Annotated in this window: 15 protein-coding genes and 1 pseudogene; 10 read left to right on the top strand and 6 right to left on the bottom strand. The window is 42.3% G+C overall.

The annotated features are described in order from the left end of the window. Positions 1–55 precede the first annotated feature (55 nt). The 3 genes from aroA to ANSO36C_RS30030 all read left to right on the top strand — a co-directional run bounded on the left by aroA (position 56) and on the right by ANSO36C_RS30030 (position 4,813). On the top strand, positions 56–1,336 hold the full coding sequence (aroA, locus tag ANSO36C_RS30040; RefSeq protein ID WP_251957734.1) for a 3-phosphoshikimate 1-carboxyvinyltransferase: 1,281 nt from the start codon (positions 56–58) through the stop codon (positions 1,334–1,336). Positions 1,337–2,449: 1,113 nt separating this feature from the next. Then, positions 2,450–2,998 carry a PEP-CTERM sorting domain-containing protein gene (locus tag ANSO36C_RS30035; RefSeq protein WP_251957733.1) on the top strand — a complete coding sequence of 183 codons (549 nt, stop codon included), beginning with the start codon at positions 2,450–2,452 and terminating at the stop codon, positions 2,996–2,998. Positions 2,999–3,223: 225 nt separating this feature from the next. Beyond that, positions 3,224–4,813, top strand: a complete 1,590-nt coding sequence (locus tag ANSO36C_RS30030; RefSeq protein WP_251957732.1) for an alkaline phosphatase D family protein — start codon at positions 3,224–3,226, stop codon at positions 4,811–4,813. A gap of 341 nt (positions 4,814–5,154) precedes the next feature. Here ANSO36C_RS30030 and ANSO36C_RS30025 read toward each other — a convergent pair whose 3' ends face one another. From ANSO36C_RS30025 to ANSO36C_RS30000, 6 genes are all read right to left on the bottom strand, one after another. Further along, a complete protein-coding gene (locus ANSO36C_RS30025; protein WP_251957731.1) occupies positions 5,155–6,891 on the bottom strand; it encodes an RluA family pseudouridine synthase in 1,737 nt (578 codons plus the stop codon). A gap of 401 nt (positions 6,892–7,292) precedes the next feature. After that, the gene (locus ANSO36C_RS30020) at positions 7,293–7,481 is read right to left on the bottom strand and encodes a hypothetical protein (protein WP_251957730.1); all 189 of its coding nucleotides are present in this window, start codon (positions 7,479–7,481) and stop codon (positions 7,293–7,295) included. Positions 7,482–7,851: 370 nt separating this feature from the next. After that, a complete protein-coding gene (locus ANSO36C_RS30015; RefSeq protein ID WP_251957729.1) occupies positions 7,852–8,607 on the bottom strand; it encodes a hypothetical protein in 756 nt (251 codons plus the stop codon). Between the two features lie 102 nt (positions 8,608–8,709). Next, the gene (locus ANSO36C_RS30010) at positions 8,710–8,958 is read right to left on the bottom strand and encodes a hypothetical protein (RefSeq protein ID WP_251957728.1); all 249 of its coding nucleotides are present in this window, start codon (positions 8,956–8,958) and stop codon (positions 8,710–8,712) included. Positions 8,959–9,099: 141 nt separating this feature from the next. Next, complete coding sequence (fdhD, locus tag ANSO36C_RS30005) at positions 9,100–9,939, bottom strand: formate dehydrogenase accessory sulfurtransferase FdhD (protein WP_251957727.1); 840 nt, start codon at positions 9,937–9,939, stop codon at positions 9,100–9,102. 235 nt (positions 9,940–10,174) lie between these two features. Continuing rightward, positions 10,175–10,927, bottom strand: a complete 753-nt coding sequence (locus ANSO36C_RS30000; RefSeq protein WP_251960479.1) for a Uma2 family endonuclease — start codon at positions 10,925–10,927, stop codon at positions 10,175–10,177. 313 nt (positions 10,928–11,240) lie between these two features. Here ANSO36C_RS30000 and ANSO36C_RS29995 point away from each other — a divergent pair, with 313 nt between their 5' ends. The 7 genes and pseudogenes from ANSO36C_RS29995 (at position 11,241) to ANSO36C_RS29965 (ending at position 20,276) form a co-directional block, all read left to right on the top strand. Continuing rightward, complete coding sequence (locus ANSO36C_RS29995) at positions 11,241–11,735, top strand: orange carotenoid protein N-terminal domain-containing protein (protein ID WP_251957726.1); 495 nt, start codon at positions 11,241–11,243, stop codon at positions 11,733–11,735. Between the two features lie 577 nt (positions 11,736–12,312). Beyond that, positions 12,313–12,522 (top strand): RRXRR domain-containing protein, encoded by a 210-nt coding sequence (locus ANSO36C_RS29990; protein WP_251957725.1) that lies wholly within the window; start codon positions 12,313–12,315, stop codon positions 12,520–12,522. 96 nt (positions 12,523–12,618) lie between these two features. After that, positions 12,619–13,017 (top strand): cysteine dioxygenase family protein, encoded by a 399-nt coding sequence (locus tag ANSO36C_RS34605; protein WP_323374541.1) that lies wholly within the window; start codon positions 12,619–12,621, stop codon positions 13,015–13,017. After that, positions 13,010–13,285, top strand: a complete 276-nt coding sequence (locus tag ANSO36C_RS34600) for a hypothetical protein (RefSeq protein WP_323374540.1) — start codon at positions 13,010–13,012, stop codon at positions 13,283–13,285. Before ANSO36C_RS34605 ends, ANSO36C_RS34600 begins: the two co-directional genes overlap by 8 nt. After that, positions 13,272–14,030, top strand: coding sequence for a class II aldolase/adducin family protein (locus tag ANSO36C_RS29980; RefSeq protein WP_251957724.1), 759 nt, complete (start codon positions 13,272–13,274; stop codon positions 14,028–14,030). Before ANSO36C_RS34600 ends, ANSO36C_RS29980 begins: the two co-directional genes overlap by 14 nt. Before the next feature lie 231 nt (positions 14,031–14,261). After that, positions 14,262–15,083 carry an NADPH-dependent oxidoreductase gene (locus ANSO36C_RS29975; protein WP_251957723.1) on the top strand — a complete coding sequence of 274 codons (822 nt, stop codon included), beginning with the start codon at positions 14,262–14,264 and terminating at the stop codon, positions 15,081–15,083. A gap of 943 nt (positions 15,084–16,026) precedes the next feature. After that, positions 16,027–20,276, top strand: a pseudogene (locus ANSO36C_RS29965) (PAS domain S-box protein). Positions 20,277–20,418 lie beyond the last annotated feature (142 nt).

The following is a 20,418-nucleotide window of genomic DNA, read 5'->3' as shown; positions in this document are numbered from 1 at the left end:
CTCAAGATATGGGAATATATAAAGTTGTAGCTAACCGCCTACGTAGAGGTCTAAAGTGGATACCATTGAAATTCCTGCTCTAAATCGGCCAGTAGATGCCACAGTAGAAATTCCCGGTTCTAAAAGTCTTACCAATCGGGCGCTGCTTGTCGCTGCTTTGGCGCAAGGTGATTCCATTTTAGAAAATGCTTTATTTAGTGAAGATAGCGAGTATTTTGCCAAATGCGTAGAGCAATTGGGCATTCCTATTACGCTAAATCCTCATCTGGCACAGATTCAAGTGGCGGGAAGGGGAGGCGACATTCCAGCTAAACAGGCAGATTTATTTGTGGGTTTGGCAGGTACAGCAGCACGGTTTATATCGGCGCTGGTGGCACTGGGGAACGGCGAATATCGTTTAGATGGCGTTCCCCGAATGCGAGAACGGCCGATGGGTGACATGCTGACGGTGCTGCAAACGGGTGGAGCAACCGTTAACTTTGAGGGAAACTCTGGGTTTATGCCCTACACCGTCTATAGCCAGGGATTCGCTGGTGGAAATTTTCGGTTGAAAGCTAACCAAACAAGTCAGCAACTTTCGGCATTGCTGATGATTGCGCCTTATGCTCAACAAGATACGAGCATTGAAGTTGAGGGGACATTAGTTTCTCAATCTTACGTCAAAATGACCTGTCGTCTGATGGCAGATTTTGGGGTGGAAGTGATTCAAATCGGCGATAATCAGTTTCAGATCAAAGCCGGTCAACGTTACCAAGCTCGACATTATACAGTAGAACCTGATGCGTCAAATGCCTCTTACTTTTTTGCTGCCGCCGCCGTCACGGGTGGACGAGTGCGAGTCAAACATTTGACCAAACAATCCTGTCAGGGTGATATTTTGTGGCTGAATGTTTTAGAACAGATGGGTTGCCAAATTAAGGATTCGGATGATTACACCGAAGTGACGGGGCCAAAGCAATTGCAAGGCATCGACATTGATATGAATGATATATCGGATTTAGTGCAAACATTAGGAGCGATCGCGCCTTTTGCCAGTTCACCGATTACTATTCGTAACGTAGAACATATTCGATATAAGGAAACCGATCGGATTAAAGCTGTTGTTACAGAGTTGCGTCGGCTAGGAGTCAAGGTTGAAGAATTCGCAGATAGACTGAGAATTGAGCCTGGCCCCATTACCCCGGCGGCGATTGAAACTTATCACGATCATCGAATGGCGATGGCTTTTGCTGTCACTGGTTTAAAGGTTCCAGGGATTGTAATTAAAGATCCTGGCTGTACAGCGAAGACTTTTCCAGATTACTTTACCCGATTCTTCAAAATGATAGAACAATAATTGAAGAAGAATTCAGAAGTCAGAATTCAGGAGTCAGAATAAAGAGGGAGCATCCCAAATGTGTAAAAACATATTTTGTCATTGCGAGCGTAATGAAATGAAGCGTACCCCTTCGGGGAAGCAAGCTACGCGGAGCGTCTCTAAGAGTTGCAATCGCAAAGTCTAGCGGCTGCGATTGCTTCATTCCGCTTTGCTCCATTCGCAATGACTAGTTCTAATTTGGTAAATTTGCAAAATTGGGATGCTCCCGAATGAAGACGCTTGTTCGCGTAGCGTGTCGCAGACAAGACTCGCTTTCCGCCACTCGCACAGAATTCATTCTGAATTCTGAATTCTGAATTCTGAATTCTGAATTCTGAATTCTGACTCCTGACTCCTGACTCCTGAATTCTGTTCGATAAACCAGAGAAATGGGAAATTGAGATTTTTTCGACTTGTGTGTACACCGTAACCCTGCAAGCGAGGAAGAGATTAAGGGTTGGGTATTAGAGACTTTTGCAAGATATCTATCGATGAGTAGATATAATACGGTTCAGTTAGGTTTATATTAGCGGTGAGTTTGAGTGTGTAAATACGCAAAATTGTACTTTTTAAGTCTGCGCTAACGCGTCTTTACATGGATAGCAGATACATTAAAAATCTCATCCGAACTGTGCTTTTTACCCCTTTCCAAACCTCTCCCCGAAATGGAGAGAGGCTTTGAAATCCAGTTTTAGAGTCGTACAGAATTCATTCTGAATTCTGACTCCTGACTCCTGAATTCTGTTCGATAAAAATGACTTGTTTCTCGACTAACTTAATTTATTAGCAAACTTAAATTATATTTTATTTTTACCTTTAATTAAAGTTAGCTTAAACTCAGGATTCTAAAATAAGGTGTCTCAAAATAATTGAAGACTTGTTTCTTTTTCTGGAAACAAGAAAAATCATTGATTTTCATCGCTGTTCTAACCAGCTATGAATACCCATTTAGAAAATAAGGGAGTTAGAAACAAGCTATTTTTATCCGAATAGCTGTAAAGTCCAATGGCTGCAAAGCAGTCAAAATTAGGGCTGTATCCTAACTTAGTGTAGTTGCATTGCTTACAAAAGTGTATAGTGAGGAAAACTGAGATGAAATTGGTTCCAAAATTATTGGTTGCTGCTACTCTTACTTTAGGTTTTGCTACCGTAGATGCCAAATCTGCATCTGCCGCAATTCTTAATTACGCTTTCACAGTTGATAGCCCAGTAACTAAGGGAAATGGCTTTTTTAGCTTTGATGACTCAACCTTTAGTAATGACTATAATCCCGAAGCTAACATTAAGTCACTCTCTTTCAAATTTGATGGCGACTCTACTGTTTACACTGAACAAGATGATGCCAACTACCCAAATTTCCCTGTTGTCTTTCCAACCACATCCTTAACAGGAGAAACATATTTGGCATTAGATTATCATTTTAATGATAAAGCTAATCCTTCCAGTTCTATCAGTTATGAAATTATTGGTGAGGATTTTACAGCTTACTCTAGAACTTCTCTAAATGCTGAACCCATATCTGGGAGAGTTTCTTATAGACAAGTACCTGAATCTACACCTTTAATTGGCGTTTTATTTGCTTCTAGTCTTGGCTGGATGATGAAGAGAAAAGTAGTATCAATGAAAAAGGTTAAAATCTAACCTTGATTAAGTTGATATTAATGCTTTCTTTGCCAAGAATTAATCTTTTAATAGTAGGATTTTATCTGGCAAAACAACATCTAACACATTGATATTAAGAGAAAAATTAGGAATCAAAACCTAATTTTGTAAGGAAGCTAGTTACGAAGTTTTCCTACAATTAACCTACCTTCTTTGTGTTAGCTGTTGCTGTACTTTAACTTACCTGTTAGTCAGGAGTAGAGAATGGTAAATTACCGGAATTTTGAGCAGTTCTTGCACAGTCGAATGAAACGACGCAACTTAATTATCGGTGCAGGAGCATTGTCTGGTTTAGCGATCGCTAATCAATTTTCTTCTCAACGCGCGATCGCTAAAAGCAGATTTTCCAATTATCCTTTTACCTTGGGCGTAGCGTCGGGTGAACCCTATTCTACTAGCGTAGTGATCTGGACTCGTCTGGCTCCCGAACCCTTAAACGGAGGTGGAATGCCACCTGTAAATGTGCCAATTCGCTGGGAAATAGGAACTGATCCCGACATGAGACGGATTGTCTCTAGAGGTACGGTACTAGCAGCCCCAGAACTAGCTCACTCAGTTAGAGTTGTAGTAGAAGGACTCCAATCTGATACTTGGTACTGGTATCGTTTTCTTGTTGGACAAGACTCTAGCCCCATTGGTCGTACTCGGACAGCGCCTCTAGCAAATAGCTATTTGAGTAAATTTAACTTTGGTCTAGTCTCCTGCCAAAACTATCAACAGGGATTCTATACCGCCTACAAATATCTAGCACAGGAAGACCTCGATTTAGTAGTGCATGTTGGCGATTACATCTATGAAGGGGGAATCTCCAACAATGGCCCTAGACAACACAATAGTTCAGAAATTCTCACCTTAGAAGATTACCGCAACCGTTACGCCCTCTATAAAAGCGATACCAATCTGCAAGCAGCTCATGCAGCCTTTCCTTGGATTGTTACCTGGGATGACCACGAGGTAGAAAACAATTACGCCAACAACATCTCAGAAGTTGATACTGAACCAGATCAGGATCGGGCAATTTTCCTCCAACGGCGAGCTATTGCTTATCAGGTTTACTACGAACACATGCCACTGCGACCCTTCTCGCGTCCTGTTGGCCCCGATATGCAACTTTATCGTCGGCTCTCCTTTGGTAACTTAGCTACCTTCCATGTTCTAGATACCCGCCAATATCGCACCGATCAGCCCTGTGGTGATGGCACCAAAGAACGTTGCCCAGAAAATTTAGATCCGAAGGCAACGATTACTGGTAAGGCGCAGGAGGATTGGTTATTTAATGGTTTAAGTAATTCACAATCCAAGTGGAATGTTTTGGCGCAGCAAGTACCCATTGCTCAACGGGACACGACACCAGGCCCTGGCGGAACTTACAGCATGGATAAATGGGATGGTTATGTGGCTTCGCGCGATCGCCTGATGGCTTTCCTCGGACAGCGCAAGCCTTCTAACCCAGTATCCTTGGCAGGTGATGTGCATTCTCACTGGGCAATGAACCTGAAGGCTAACTTTGATCGGCCAGAATCTGCCACACTTGGCAGTGAATTTGTCTGTTCTTCAATTAGCTCTGGTGGCGATGGAGCAGATACTACCCCCGCAGTTGAAGCTTACTTACCCGATAACCCACACATTAAGTTCTTCAATGGTCAACGAGGATATGTTCGCTGTGCCCTGACTCCCACAACCTGGAAGTCAGATTATTTAGTTATGTCAAACGTCACAACCCCCAATGGCACGATTAGTAAACGGGCTTCATTTGTGGTTGAAAATGGCCGTCCAGAAATACAACAAGCCTAATCGTTTAATTCCCAGGTATTAACATCAGACAATCACAGGTGGAAACAGGTAAATCATTAGTGTTTATCTGTTTCTATCCCAATACGGTTTAGTTAAGGCTAAAACTTTTTGTTAAAGTCAATTTTTTCGAACCACAGAGGCGCAGAGAACACAGAGAGAAGAAAGAAATGCTTAACTGAACTGTATTGCTTTCTCCCCTGCAACGCCAGCGCCCCCTGCTCACCAAAGCGTACCCTTTGGGGAAGCAAGCTACGCGTAGCGTCCCGCAAGGATGGGTATTTTTTTAGTTGGAAGTCCCTGAGAGCGATCGCTGGTATAGCGAAACTGGATATGGCGTTAAGTTAAAACGGTGTATTTGCTTGTAAATGCAGCGTTTGTCTCAATTGTAAATGCTTGAAGCGGAGTTCTCTAGCGTGGAGATGTAATCGACTAGTAACTGCACAGCATCCATAAAGGCGATCGCCTAAAATAGTTACCCCAAGTCCTCGTGTATCAGCCGCATGCACCCTTAATTGATGAGTTCGCCCTGTGAGCGGCGTAAATTGGACGCGGGTATAGTCTCCTTCTCTCGCCATTACTTGGAAGTGTGTCAAGCAGGGTTTACCGTGCTGCCAATCAACTTTTTGATAAGGACGATTTTCCGGATCTCCCCACAATGGCAAATCAATCACACCTTCGTCAACTGTCACAGCGCCAAAAAGTATGGCTTCATAAACCTTGTGAACTTGGCGTTGCTGAAACTGTTGGCTAAGTTGTCGATGGGTAAGGCGATCGCGTGCTAACAACAAAATACCAGATGTTTCTTGATCTAGGCGATGCACAGATGCAAGCGCCATGCCATCTGGTAAAAGATGACGTAACCGACTCAAAACACTATCTTGGCGATCGCGATAACGGCCAGGTATCGAAAGTAACCCAGCAGGTTTGTTTACAGCAATCAGCCATTCATCTTCATAAAGAATAGGGATTTCTCTCTTAATAGGAGAGAAGGCTGGGAAATTACAACGTTTTTCATCGGAGTCAAACACACTGGAGTTACGAGAATGTGTTGTTGTATTAAAATCCTTATTAGGGATTGAAATAGGTTTTAAGCCTGAGAGCAAAAACCCCATCAATGGCTGACAGCGCTCGGCACACGCTCCGTAAAACTCTCCCTGAATTTTATCCTGATTTACGGAAGACGCACCCCACCAAAATTCTGCCATTGCCAATGGTTTGAGATTATGTGTTGCCGCATAATGAAGCAACTTTGGGGCACAACAGTCTCCTGTGCCGGTGGGCGAACCTCCTGGCATCAATTCCTGTAATGATTGCGATCGCCCAGAAAAATTAGTCAGGCTGTAGCTAGCGTGCATCTGAGCTTGCAATTGACCAGACAGTGCTTTACGCTGTTGTTTCAGTTCGCTAATTCGCGCATCCGTCGCTGCAATTACCTGTTGTAAGGGCTGTAATACGGCATTTTGCTGGCGTTTAAGTTGTCGCCGCTCAATTCCCTGCTGACGACTTTCTTCGTCGAGTTGTTCAAGGGCAATCGTGAGTGCTTCTTGAGTAAGTGTATTGTAGATTTGCTGACGTTTTTCCTGTCGTTGATGTTTGCAATGGCGATGGCGATCGCTCATTGCTTGTAACTGCTGCTCAAAGTCATTAAACAGGATTTCATACTGCTGGCGTTCAGTCAGTTGCTTCAAGGTAATAATTTCTTGCTTAATCGCCTCCAACTGTGCCAAAGTCCGGCCTTCCTCTAAAGCAACTTCGTCTCTTCCGGGAATTGGTGGAACCCAGCCCTCAACTACACTACAACCATTCAAAAGACCGGAGAAGGCTTTTAGTACCCGTTGTTCGCCATTAGGCAGTTCAACTAATAGTATTCCATACATCTTGCCTTCGTGAGAATAACATTCATTGTTGGCAAGTTGTTGCATTAGTCCGTGAGCGATCGCTTCGGACATTGAAGTGCGGGGTAATTTTAGGCGATTGCCACTTTGCGGACAACGCCCTTCGTACCAATAGCTACAAGATGAATTGCTGATGGCAAAATCGCAGTCGATAAAATCTGAAAGTGGGTGCAAAACTACCATACAATGTATGATTGCAAATCTAGCTGATCCTATTATTTTAAATTATTGCCCATATTAACAAGTTCGTAGTCAGGGCTTGAATCCTTATTTTCTAATACCAATTTAATGAGAAGTTGCAGATATCTTGATCCCCCTAAATCCCCCTTTTTAAGGGGCAATACAGTTCAGTTAAGCAATTTTTTCCTTCTCTTTCTTCTCTCTGCGTCCTCTGCGCCTTGGCGGTTCGTTAAAAAATTGACTTGGAATAACAAAGTTTTAGCCTTAACTGAACCGTATTGTTTTAAGGGGGACTTTGAATTCCCCCCTTAAAAAGGGGGTCTAGGGAGGATCTAATTCTATGCAACTTCATAAAGAATTGGTATAAGCACTAAAGTAAAGTTCTGACTACAAACCTTCTTTCATTAGCTTGGCAAAGTATTAGTTGCAGTGCGATCGTCTTCTGGTGTAAGCACTTCTTGAGATAAGTTGGTTTCTCCAGACATAGGTTCTGGATCTTTTGTCATCCCATGATGCTCTTGCCCTCTAAGTCCAAGATATGTTGCGGCACTGATTCCTTGTAGCGTCAGAAGTGTATCATCAAATTCTGGCATTGCCAGATTTTTAATTACCTCCCAAACAAAAAATAGTCCGATGCCAACTGTCCAAATAAATGTTTGGAACCGATGAAAGTTTACACCATTAATATCCGATAAGATATCGGTGAAAAACCCTTTAGAAATGCCTTGACTACCTTTTCTTTCTTTTTCATTACCATGCCCATCAATTAAGGAACTACCAAATGCAGTTACAGAGTTAATTCCTAATAAAACTAGTGACTGTCCAGTTAAAATATTGGTGTAATCTCCTGTTATGCCATAGATAATTAGGTAAGCAGAAAAAATTAGAAATGTCCAGAAAGCGAGTTGAGATATTGAGAGGCTGAAGGGATTTCTATACTCTTCTTTTGAACCCAGAAAAAACTTAGCAGTTTCCCGAACGAGCTTCCTTTTCAGGCATAAATCCTTTTGTAATCAACCTTTCCTGACCATTGATTACTTCTTTTTTAGAGTAAATTCCTTCTATTCCAGGGCTACGTAGGCTGTCTCGCCCATACCTAATAAATATCAAGACAATAGCTATAACGAGAAGCAGACACAGCCAAAATCGCCATGAGAACAGAACTATTTTTAATTGAGGAGGTGACAAAGGATCGCTCACCGGAATCTCCACTTTTCCGGGACAGCCTACCCCAACTATGACATCAATACTGGGTTTCGTTGTTCCACCAAGCAGCGAATTCCACGCAGTTTCAGATACATCATTACGTTCAAGCTTAAAGGCTAACCAATCATTATTAAGAGTTGGCTTTTGATTTTCACCCTCCTCCATGATACTAACTGGTTCTCCGTGGAGTTCCTGTAGCTGATAGCCATTGAGGTACAACACTAATTGGCGAGGATCAAATGAATTGCCTTTAGGCGTTGCACTTGTGGCTGCTGCTGACAATCCTTTAACTTTTACCCTGATGCGATCGCCCATCTTAACTTGGCTGCGATCGTTATCAGCAATGACTCGTTCCGTTCTGAGAGTCGCAGGAACATAACAAGCGCGAGACGATGCAAAATTCACAGAAGGGACACCTGAAGTATCTTGAGCGATCGCAGCAAAGTTGATAGAAACAATCAGAGAAAACACCAAGAGAAAAATAGCAGCAAATCTTTTAGTATTTCTATACATTGCTCAGTATTACCAAGTAAACTATGTCGTAGTTTACTCCTACTTTAGCCATGCAGAATATTAAAAAACTTGTCTAAGAAACAACACCTCTAACAAATAAACCTACGGTGTATACACAAGTCTCTTGATCTGCACCTTTGATGCATCGACCTGCACTTTTGATGCATCGACCTGCACTTTTGATGCATCGACCTGCACTTTTGTTGCATCGACCTGCACCTTTGTTGCATCGCCCTGCGCCTTTGTTGCATCGCCCCGCACCTTTGATGCATTGCCCCGCACCTTTGTTGCATTGCCCTGCACCTTTGATGCATCGCCCTGCACCTTTGATCTCGTTCCCATGCTCTGCATGGGAATGCCTGATTTAGGGGCTGCTGCCTCCAGTTAGATATTGAGTCAGAGACTCAATGAATGCAACGAGGAAAGTCAAGGTTTTTAGGACTTGTGTGTACACCGTAGCCCTGAAGTGTGCAACATATCACATCTCGGTTCTTAAGCAGTATTTATTCTTTGCAAACCAGTGTAAATATTGAACCGTTTTCCGCGCAGGAATCCAATTAAAGTAATCCCGAATTCTTTGGCGACAGACACCGCCAAACTACTGGGAGCGGAAACAGAACAGACAATGGGAACTCCAGCAGTTGTAGACTTTTGCAAAATCTCAAAACTAGAGCGTCCGCTCACCAACACAATACAATTATTTAAAGGTAACTCGTCACTAAGCAAAGCTGTACCAATCAATTTATCCAAAGCATTGTGTCGCCCAACATCCTCACGCAGGTTTAACAATTGTCCTTGTGCATCAAAGGTAGCCGCAGCGTGCAAACCTCCTGTAGCTGTGAAGATACCTTGAGCAGCGCGGAGTTTGTCTGGCAAACTATAGATGATTTCAGGTGTTATCGTTGGGCCAGAAGGAATTACTGGACATCCCCGCAAACGCAAAGCCTCAAGGCTAGCTTTACCACACACCCCACAGGCGCTACTAGTATAAAAATGACGCTCCAAAGGCTGTAAGTCTGGAATCAACCCATCCCGCAGTTCTACATTGACGATGTTATGGCGTTGCTCACCATCTACTAATTCATCCACACAGTAGCTGATACGTCGGATATCTTCTCTGTGGTTAACGACTCCTTCACTGTAGAGGAAACCAGCAGCGAGGTCAAAATCTGCCCCTGGTGTCCGCATAGTTACAGCTACCGTCTTCTGAAAAGGGGCGAGGCGAATTTCTAAAGGTTCTTCGGTGGTGAGTTGGTCTAAACGCGATCGCATTTTACCATTTTCCACTACCCAAACTTGCGCTTTGGTTTTACTGCCAGTTCGTGTATTCATTACCTATAAAATTTAGGCATGATCAATTTTTATCGAACAGAATTCAGGAGTCAGGAGTCAGAATGGGGCTAAACGCCCCGCTACCGCTAACAGAATGAATTCTGTACGAGTGGCGGATAGCGCAGCGTATACCCTTCGGGATGCTTCGCTTAGAGCGAGTCCGCGATAGCGTAGCGTTAGCGAGTATTCGAGCGTCTTTATTCTGACTCCTGAATTCTGACTTCTGAATTCTTCTTCAAAAGTTTTCTGGATCAATATTTAGTTCTTGCAGTTTTGCTGCTAAATGATCGGCTCTTTGTTTTTCTTGTTCAGCACGTTGTTTTTCTTGTTCAGCACGTTGTTTTTCTTGTTCAGCACGTTGTTTTTCTTGTTCGGCACGTTGCGTCTGTTGTTGAGCAAGCTCTTCAGGTGTGGGAATTAGCTGCCCTTCTGGGGTGAAATAACGCAATTTATTTTCATGAACACCTAAATACAAACTTAGTTGCTGACTCCACAACCAACCTTGAGGGTTAGATTCTATGGGTTGATAAGTACCCCCAACTAAAATAAACCCAGCAAATTCTAAATTATTTGGGTCAAACCAGAAGTATTCGGGAGTGCGAAAAATATCTTGAAAAATTTGTTTTTTTAAACCTTTGTCAATCGCTGCTGTGGATTCAGACAGAAGCTCGACAATGATATTGGGATATTTGCCATCTTCTTGCCATACTACCCAACTTTTACGAACTTTGCGTTCACACCCCAGGGCGACAAAAAAATCTGGCCCCCGGAAGTCTTCTGACTTACGCTGACGGGGACTGTAGTAAATTGTCAGATTACCCGCAGCATAAAAATCATTGCGATTTTGCCACCACAATTCCAAACATTGTAATAGCAGAATTATTTGGCGTAGATGTAATTCACTTTCCAAGGGCGGTTCGTCACTATATAAGTCTCCTGGAGGAAATATTACATCTTTTGGGAGGTCAAAATCTTTGGTGGCGGACATGAGGGCAAGTTTTGGGGTGACATTAAGTTTAGCGTAGCAGTAGAAGCGCGATCGCATTATAATCACGAATCCCTTCAAGCGATCGCTTACAGTCACAGACGTTACTTAACTTTCCCATACACCAAAACAGGCATTTTTGTAACTAGCAACTTCAGTTATCTATATCTGTCCTATGTAATGAGTCTTATACCTACCCTAAGTAGGGTTATCTATCTGGATTTGTTCGTTAAGTTATATGAAGTACTGAAAGCAAATTTTTTCAGTTAAAAAACTGACGAAATCAAAATAGCCAAAACGATAGTTGGACTTTTTTATGACTTACACAGTTGATGAAGCAACAAGACCAGCTTTAGAAACTTTTCAACGCTTTGATGTAGATACTCAGCTAGCCCTACTTTGGTTCGGTTACTTGGATCTTAAAGAGCAACTAAACCCGACACCTCCTTCAAGCGTTGAAAGTCTTGCTAAAGCAGTCTTTGACCAAATACAGAACTTGTCTAAAGAAGAGCAACTGCAAGCACAACGCGACATTATTAATGGTGCAGCTAACAATATTACCCAAGGCTATAATGCTCTAAGCCCCAATGCCAAATTAGATGTTTGGTTGCTGCTGGCACAAGGAATGGACAATGGAAGCGTCATTCAAATGCCATCCGACTATCAGCTACCTGGTGAAACAGATGAATTTGTTGCATTGATCAAAAAGCTAGAGTTTGAGCAACGGGTTAATTTTATGTTGAGTGTAGTACAGCGATGGGTTAACTTAGCCCAAGAACTCTCAATACTTTCTAGAATTGGAGAGAACTGAATGTAGCAAATTAAGCTAGGCTTGGCTCCTTTTGTTCTACTTTAATAATCGTTAGCTTAAAACTACCGCAGAGATGATTATCTCTGCGGTAGTTTTAATGCAGTGGTAGGGGCGTACAGATGTGCGCCCCTAACGCCTGGGCGTACATCTGTACGCCCCAACTAGCCTATTGCTTTTTAAATTTGTATATGATAATTTCTGCTTGTAGTAAATTCACCGCTTATTCGACTGAATTACAGTATTTATTAAACCAATATCACAGTTAAGAGACTTCCAATAAAAAATATCCAACTACTGATTGTGAGACTACCCCACAATATTGGATAATTTATTCCTTGGAGATCCCTAATAAGTCGGTAAAGACGAGAGTACTGGAGTTGACCTTTAAGCAACTGTTGTCGCTTAGGGAGTTCCAAATATTATAAAATATCCAACTTATAGGGTGAATTCGCCAGAAGCATAAAGCACTGTGACAGATTAAATCAAGATAGTGTCGTACTTATTAACTCACCCTATAGATTTGAATGATTGATTTTTGGTAGTCCTTCACAACATTTATTCGTAAGGAATTTAATGAATGACTAAAGTATTCATTCTCGATGCCAACCAACAACCCTTGTATCCAGTACGCATCAGTCATGCTAGGCTGCTATTGTCACAAGGTAAAGCTACTGTCTTCCAGCGATATCCCTTTACTATTATTCTAAAGGAGTCTCTTTCTAATCTCAAACTTGAGCAACTTGGCTTCAAGATTCATCCTGGCATTAAAATAATTCGTAATTCATAATTCGTAATTTGTAATTCGTAATTGAATTCTTAACTACGAATTACAAATTAATAATTTAGTTAATCTTAGTCGTCTCCTAACCAGAGGAATTAATAGATGACGCACACCATATTGGAACCATTACCAGAAGACCAATGGTTTATTGAGAGCCAGGAAGTACGATCCTTTGTCGCAACAGTGCGGGAAATTAGCGCTAGTACTGTTGACGATCGCACCCAAACTCTCGTTAGATTAGAACCCTATTTTCAAGAACTGCTTGCCCAACAGGAATGGCTACCCCAAAAGTTTGCCCAAGTGAATCCTGAAAGCAAGATGGGTGGCGGTATTGGTCAGTGGTTGCTTTATCGCGCTAAAGACCGTTCTCTGTCAGTATTTAGTTTGGTGATTCCCCCAGGTTCCACAACTCCTGTCCACGATCATCTAGCCTGGGGATTGATTGGTTTATATAAAGGCAATCAAGAAGAAACAGTCTATCGCCGTGTAGATAGTGGGTGAAGCGGAAGGACACGCACAATTACAAGTAACTGAAGTGCGATTGCTCCAACCAGGGGATATCTACCGCCTTTTACCCCCAGATGGTGATATCCACGCCGTTAAAACCACATCCCAGAGCGCATCTGTATCCATCCATATCCTGGGTAATGATACTGGTTGTGTTTTGCGTCACCAGTTCATCCTAGAATCTCACAGCGTTAAATCTTTTCGCTCTGGATATTCCAACGCCCCCTGTAAAGAAGAAGAAATAGAATATGTCCTACATTAGACCACAACCCCCTGTATTCGAGCGAGTTGAAGACGAACGCCTCCACCGCAAGCAACGTCTCGCCGCCGCTTTTCGCCTTTTTGGAAAGTTTGGGTTTAGCGAGGGAATAGCAGGCCATATTACAGCTCGCGATCCAGAGTTTACAGACCATTTCTGGGTCAATCCATTTGGTACATACTTCGGTCATATCCGAGTTTCTGACCTGCTCTTGGTTAACAAAGAAGGTGAAGTAGTTGAAGGCAATGCTGAGGTGAACCGAGCTGCTTTCGCCATCCATTCTCAGATTCATGAAGCTAGACCTGATGTAATTGCGGCGGCTCACGCCCATTCACTTTATGGTAAAGCTTGGTCTAGTTTAGGTCGTCTCCTTGACCCTTTGACTCAAGATTCTTGTGCTTTTTATGAAGAACATTCGCTGTTTGACGATTTCACTGGTGTTGTTTTAGAAACTTCTGAAGGTGAACGACTGGCGCAAGCCTTGGGGCCAAACAAAGCCATAATTTTACGTAATCACAGTATTTTAACTGTAGGACATACAGTAGATGAAGCTGCCTTTTGGTATATTAGCTTGGAGCGATCGTGTCAAGGCCAACTCCTGGCAGAAGCTGCGGGTAGACCTACTATTATCAAACACGAAACAGCTCGTTTAACACAAACTCAAGTGGGGTCACATATAAGCGGGTGGTTCAGCTTCCAGCCTCTTTACGACAGAATTGTACGCGAAGAACCCGAATTGCTAGATTAGTGCTGTATGTTTTGATACTAATTTGAATAAGAATTCAGAAGTCAGAATACTTTAGCCAATATTCAGATGCTCTCTACTAGACACAGCGTGTAGCTTGCTTCTTTACAGAGTGGGCGGACTCGCTACCCCTCATTGAAACTCGAATTTATACTGAATGCTGACTCCTGAGTTCTGAATTCTTCTTTGATCAAACATCTGACAGCTTTTGAAATGTAAATCTGGAAATTGATTATGACTAATCCTACAGAACTTCTGCGCTCGCGCTACGGTGAAATTCCCTTCAATCCCCAAATTGAATGGAATGATTCTCTAACAGCACTACTATCTCACCGTTCAATTCGGTCTTATCTATCTGATTCTTTACCACCAGGAACTTTGGAGTTGTTGATTGCAGCCGCCCAATCTGCGTCTACTTCTTCTAATTTGCAAACCTGGAGTGTGGTAGCAGTAGAAGATGAACAGCGCAAAGAGGAGTTATCTAAGCTAGCAGGAAACCAAGCACATGTTAAGCAAGTGCCTTTATTCTTGGTTTGGTTGGCAGATTTGGCGCGTCTAAGTTACGTTGCTGATAGTCGCGGCATATCTCATGATGCACTGGAATATTTGGAAATGTTTGCGATGGCAACAGTTGATGCAGCTTTGGCGGCGCAAAACGCAACAGTAGCAGCCGAGTCACTCGGTTTGGGAACAGTATATATCGGTGGAATCAGGAATCGCCCCCAAGAAGTAGCAGAGATATTGAATTTGCCCTCCTCTGTGTATGCTGTATTTGGGCTGTGTGTTGGCTATCCAAATCCGGAAGTAGAAGCAGCGATTAAGCCAAGGTTGCCCCAGTCAGACGTGCTGCACCGTGAAACCTATAAATTGGCAGAGCAAGAGGAAGCGATCGCTCACTACAACGAAATCATCAAAGACTTTTATACTGAACAAAAGATGAATATTGCTGGCGATTGGTCAGAACACTCATCCCAACGCATCGCAACCGTAGAATCACTGAGAGGACGCGATCGCTTACGTGAAGCCCTCAATAACCTCGGCTTCAAGTTACTTTGAGATATTCTCACCGCAGAGAGCAGGGGAAGAAAGAGCTATTTACTAATAATTTTTCTTCCTCCCTTGCTTTTCTAAACTTGCTTTTCAATGAATTTAAAATTGATAGATGCTCCGGTGATTCTAATATGGGTAGTTCCAGAGATTAGAGTTTATTATTTATTAATAGTAGTGTACAAACTATTGCACCAAGCATATAAACCATAGACGTGCCAGAATCTTTGAAAAATAGAATATAAAACATGGACAACACTACAAAAATAAATACCGTTATTTTCAACATAAAACCTAACAATTTCAACCATAACTTACGAAGAAAATACATCAAAAAGCTATCTCACGTTTTTTGAAATTGTTGCTTGCATAAAAATATTTCAATTTCTAATAGCATTTAATACTTGAGCAGAGAGAAATTATTGAATCACTATTTTTAATATATTTCTCAAGTGATTGTTTGCTTGATTGTAATTATGACAGTTTTTTTTGTGGTAGTAACTAATCTAGACAAAAGTACCTATACCAAGTATTTTTGTAAAAAAAACTGTTTCATAAATCTGAGCCAATTTTATTGACTACTGCGAAAAAGCTATGGTTTTTGCTTTAAGTAGGTAGGCACAAATAAATCTAACTATATTACAAAAGGTAAATCGCTTAAAAGCCTTGCAATTGCTTCACTCCGCGTTGCTCCGTACCCTACGGGTTCCGCCCTTGGCGGTACGCAATGACATAGTGATAAATGACGATTAAACAGTATCTTTAAATACTTTTTATACAATTAACAATAACTTTTCCTGACCATACAATATTTTTGAGGAATTCGCTTCTAGCAAAAGAGGTTTTTAAAACAAAATAAAAATCTATCCGTGGATAAGTTACCAAAATTTACAAACTAGCTTACGGTATGTAGAGCCTCTGCAATAAGTATTGCTTATTCCAAAACATTTTCATGGCCCATATTAATTATTCCCAATTAGCGCGTTACAGCATTGTTGTATTAATTGTCGCTCTTGCATTAGTGCTAATGCTGATGCTAGACCCGTGGTTAAGAATGGGGGGAACTCCTTTCCTGCTATTTTTTAGCGCTGTAATGGTGAGTGGTTGGTATGGTGGCTTGAAGTCAGGGCTGTTAGCAACTTCGTTGTCTGCATTACTGAGCAATTACTTCTTTCTCCCTCCAGCTTATGAGCTAAGTTTTGATTTATCAAACTCTGCGCGAATTGGGTTATTTGCATTACAGGGATTGCTCGTCAGTATCTTATGTGAGGCATTAAAGACTGCTAAAAAGCGGGCTGATGAAAATCTACAGAAGCTAAGAGTTGGTGAGGAGCGATTTCGATTAGCGTTAAGTAATTCAGATATCGTGATCTTTCAGCAGGATCGTGATTTGCGATATCAGTGGATTCATAATCTTCAAGGTCTAAATATTGCTGAGGAATTGTTAGGTAAGTCTGATGAATGAATTATTTCCAGCCTTAGTAGCAGAGCAATTGAGCGCAATTAAGCTGAAGGTAATGGAGACTGGTATTGCAACCCGTGAAGAGGTTTATCTAACAATTCGTGGAGAAGACCGTTACTATGATTTGCTAGTTGAACCACTAAGGGATGTAAATAATAGCATTCATGGTATCACCTGTGTAGGTGTAAATATTACAGAGCGCAAGCAAGCAGAAGAAAGATTCCGTTATGTTGCTCAAGTTAGTAGTTTACTCTCTACTTCCCTAGATTATGAACAAACCTTAGAACAGATCGCCAAAATCTCAGTTCCCCAGCTGGCTGATTGGTGTTGCGTTGATATTTTAAATGCAGATGGTTCCATTCGTCGCTTACCTATTGCCCATGCAGACTCATCGAAAGCGGAGTTAGCGCGTAAACTTCAGCAATATGGAATAGATTGCAAGGGTGCAAATGCAATTAATAAAGTATTGCAAACGGGGCAAAGCGAATTAATCTCAGAGGTATCTGACTCGCTATTAGTAACAAGTACTCAAAATCAGGAACACTTAGAGCTTTTTCGGCAATTGGGGATGAAGTCTTTGATGATTGTGCCCTTAATCGCCCAAGGACAAGTTCTCGGCTGCATTAGCTTTGTTATCGCCGAATCAGACCGTCGCTACGATCGCACTGACTTAACTTTAGCAACAGATATTACCCATCGTGCTGCTTTAGCGGTGGAAAATGCCCGACTTTATCGAGATATCCACCAAGCTTTAATCCATTATGCCGAATCTCTATCTCTTTTAGATTCCCTACTCGCAGCTGCTCCTGTTGCCGTATGCTTTTTAGATCGGGAACGGCGATATATCCGAATTAATCAAGTTTTCGCTGATATTAACGGTTTGACCATCGAAGAACATCTAGGACGCAAATTTAGCGAAGTTTTGCCAGCGATGGCTACTGAGTTTGAGATCCACTTACAGCGCGTGTTAGATACTGGAGAACCCCAGCTGAATGTAGAAATTAGCGGTGAGACAAAGGGAAAACTCAAAAGTTACGGCTACTGGCTAGGCAACTATTACCCAGTCAAAAACGCAATGGGTGAAACCGTAGGAATTGGGATTATTTTGGCAGATGTGACAGTAGCAAAGCAAACAGAAGTAGCCTTGCGGGAAAGTGAAGAAAAGTTTCGAGCAATGTTCAATCAGGCAGCTGTGGGCATTGCTCTAGTAGGCTTGGATGGACAATTTCTGCAAATTAATTCGGCTCTGTGCGAAACTACTGGCTATAGCCATGAAGAACTAATTGAAATGAACTTTCAGGAAATTACCCACCCTGACGACTTAGAAGTTGATTGGGAAAATGCTCGGCGAGTTTTGGCACGAGAAATTAGTGGTTATTCCCTAGAGAAACGCTACATCCGCAAAGATGGTTCTATAGTTTGGGTAAATTTAACTTCATCAGCCGTTTGGGATGCTAACGGACAACCAAAGTATGCATTGGGCATTATTGAGGATATTAGTGAACGCAAACGAGTTGAAGCAACCCAAAACTTTTTAGTCGAAGCCAGCACCTTACTAGCTGCGTCTTTAGATTATGAAATTGCCTTAGAAAATGTGGTAAATTTGGCAGTTCCCACCTTGGCTGACTGGTGTATTGTAGATGTTTTCCAGCAAGATTGGTCAAGTAAACAAATTGCGATCGCAATTGCCGACCCCACAAAACTAAATACTTTAGACGAAATCCGACGGCGTTATCGACCCAAAACCAGAGCTAAACAGCTTGTACGCCAGCTAAGGCTAGGAATATCTATCTTTTACTTTGAATTATCTGATTCTCATCTGGTAGAGATGGCTGAAGATAACGAACATCTAAAATTGCTGCAAAGTCTGGGTATTCGTTCTCTAATGGTGATTCCAGTACGTTCTCGTGGGCAATTATTTGGAGCAATCTCCTTTTTTACAGCCGAGTCGGGACGGTACTACCAACAAACAGATTTGGCTTTAGCAGAAGATATTGCTCGTCGGGCGGCCACAGCCATCGACAACGCCAGACTCTATCAAGAACTCAACGGGCAAAACAGGCGGCTGAAAGGTCTGTCAATCGCACGATACTTTTACAAAAAATAACTGCTGCCTTCTCGGAAGCACTAACTCCCCAACAAGTGGCTGATGTAGTTGTAAATCAAGGGATTACCGCCTTGGAAGCTACTGGTGGTTCCGTTGTCTTACTTACTGAAGGAAATACTACCCTAAAAGTTGTGCAAGCAATTGGCTATCCGCAAACGCTCATAAATACTTCGACAAGTTTTCCGATCGCAGCACCTAACCAAATAGCAGAGACAGTCAGAACTGGGCAGCCGATTTTTTAGAAAATTTAGCAGCCATGATTGCTAGATATCCCGACTTAGCAGATATTGTGACTGTTATAGCGAATAATGCCTGGGCTTCCATTCCCTTGATAGTAGAAGGTAAAGTAATTGGGGCTTTGGGATTAAGTTTTACTACTGCCCAAATATTTAACGAAGAAGACCGGGGATTTATGTTGACACTGGGACAGCAGTGTGGTCAAGCGATCGCTCGCGCTCAACTTTACGAAGCGGAAAAAACTGCCAGGGCACAAGCCGAAACAGCCAACCGGATTAAAGATGAATTTCTCGCTGTCCTTTCCCATGAACTGCGAACTCCCTTGAATCCGATTTTAGGGTGGGCAAAGTTACTCAGAACCCGCAAGTTCGACGAAGCCACTAGAATCCGGGCATTGGAAACAATCGAGCGCAATGCCAAGTTACAAACCCAATTGATTGGCGATTTACTTGATGTTTCGCGGATTTTACAAGGTAAGGTCAGGTTAAATCTCTATGCAGTGGATTTGAAAGTAGCGATCGCATCTGCATTAGAAACGGTGCGTTTAGCAGCAGAAGCCAAATCAATTAAAATTCAGACGGTGTTAAGTAATGATATCGGCAAAGTTCTCGGCGATAGCGATCGCTTGCAACAAGTGATGTGGAATCTCCTTTCCAATGCCGTTAAATTTACACCCACAGAAGGACTTGTAGAAGTGCGTTTAGAGCAAGTTGGCTTAAATGCCCAAATCCAGGTAATTGATACAGGTAAAGGAATCAACCCGGAATTTTTGCCCTACGTCTTTGATTACTTCCGGCAAGCAGATGGTAAAACAACCAGAGTATTTGGCGGACTGGGATTAGGACTGGCAATTGTGCGCCATCTAGTAGAACTTCACGGTGGTACAGTTCAGGCAGATAGTCCAGGAGAAGGACAAGGGGCTACCTTTACAGTCAGCATACCTTTGCTGAAAAATTCTGAGCGAATAAGTAGTGGTGAAGTTTCTCAAGCAGAAATCAGTACTGACGACACACTACTTGCGGGAGTGCAAATACTACTTGTAGACGATCAAGCTGATGTGCGAGAGTTTTTTAGCTTTGCGCTAGAACAATATGGCGCAACCGTGACAGCAGTTGAATCAGCAAATGAAGCGCTGAAAACATTAGTGCAATTAAAGCCAGATATTCTCTTAAGCGATATTGGAATGCCCGTGATGGATGGCTATATGTTACTGCGCGAGATCAGAAAATTACCGCCAGACAAAGGCGGGCAAATTCCGGCGATCGCGTTGACAGCTTATGCCGGAGAAATTAATTATAACCAAGCAATGGCAGCCGGATTTCAAAAACACCTACCTAAACCCGTCGATCCGGTGGATTTAGCTACAGCGATCGTTAATCTCATTGGTAACGATTAATCAAACTAGAAATTACATTAAAAATGTTTATCAAAGCAGAATTCAGGAGTCAGGAGCCAGAATGGGCTAAACGCCCCGCTATCGCTAACAGAATTGAATTCTGTGCGAGTGGCGAATGAATAAAGGGCATTTTTGCACCCCC

It is taken from the genome of Nostoc cf. commune SO-36, from assembly GCF_023734775.1.
GTDB classification, from domain to species: domain Bacteria; phylum Cyanobacteriota; class Cyanobacteriia; order Cyanobacteriales; family Nostocaceae; genus Nostoc; species Nostoc commune_A.
The sequence above is the reverse complement of the archived record's forward strand: the minus strand, read 5'-3'. Positions and strand labels throughout refer to the sequence as shown.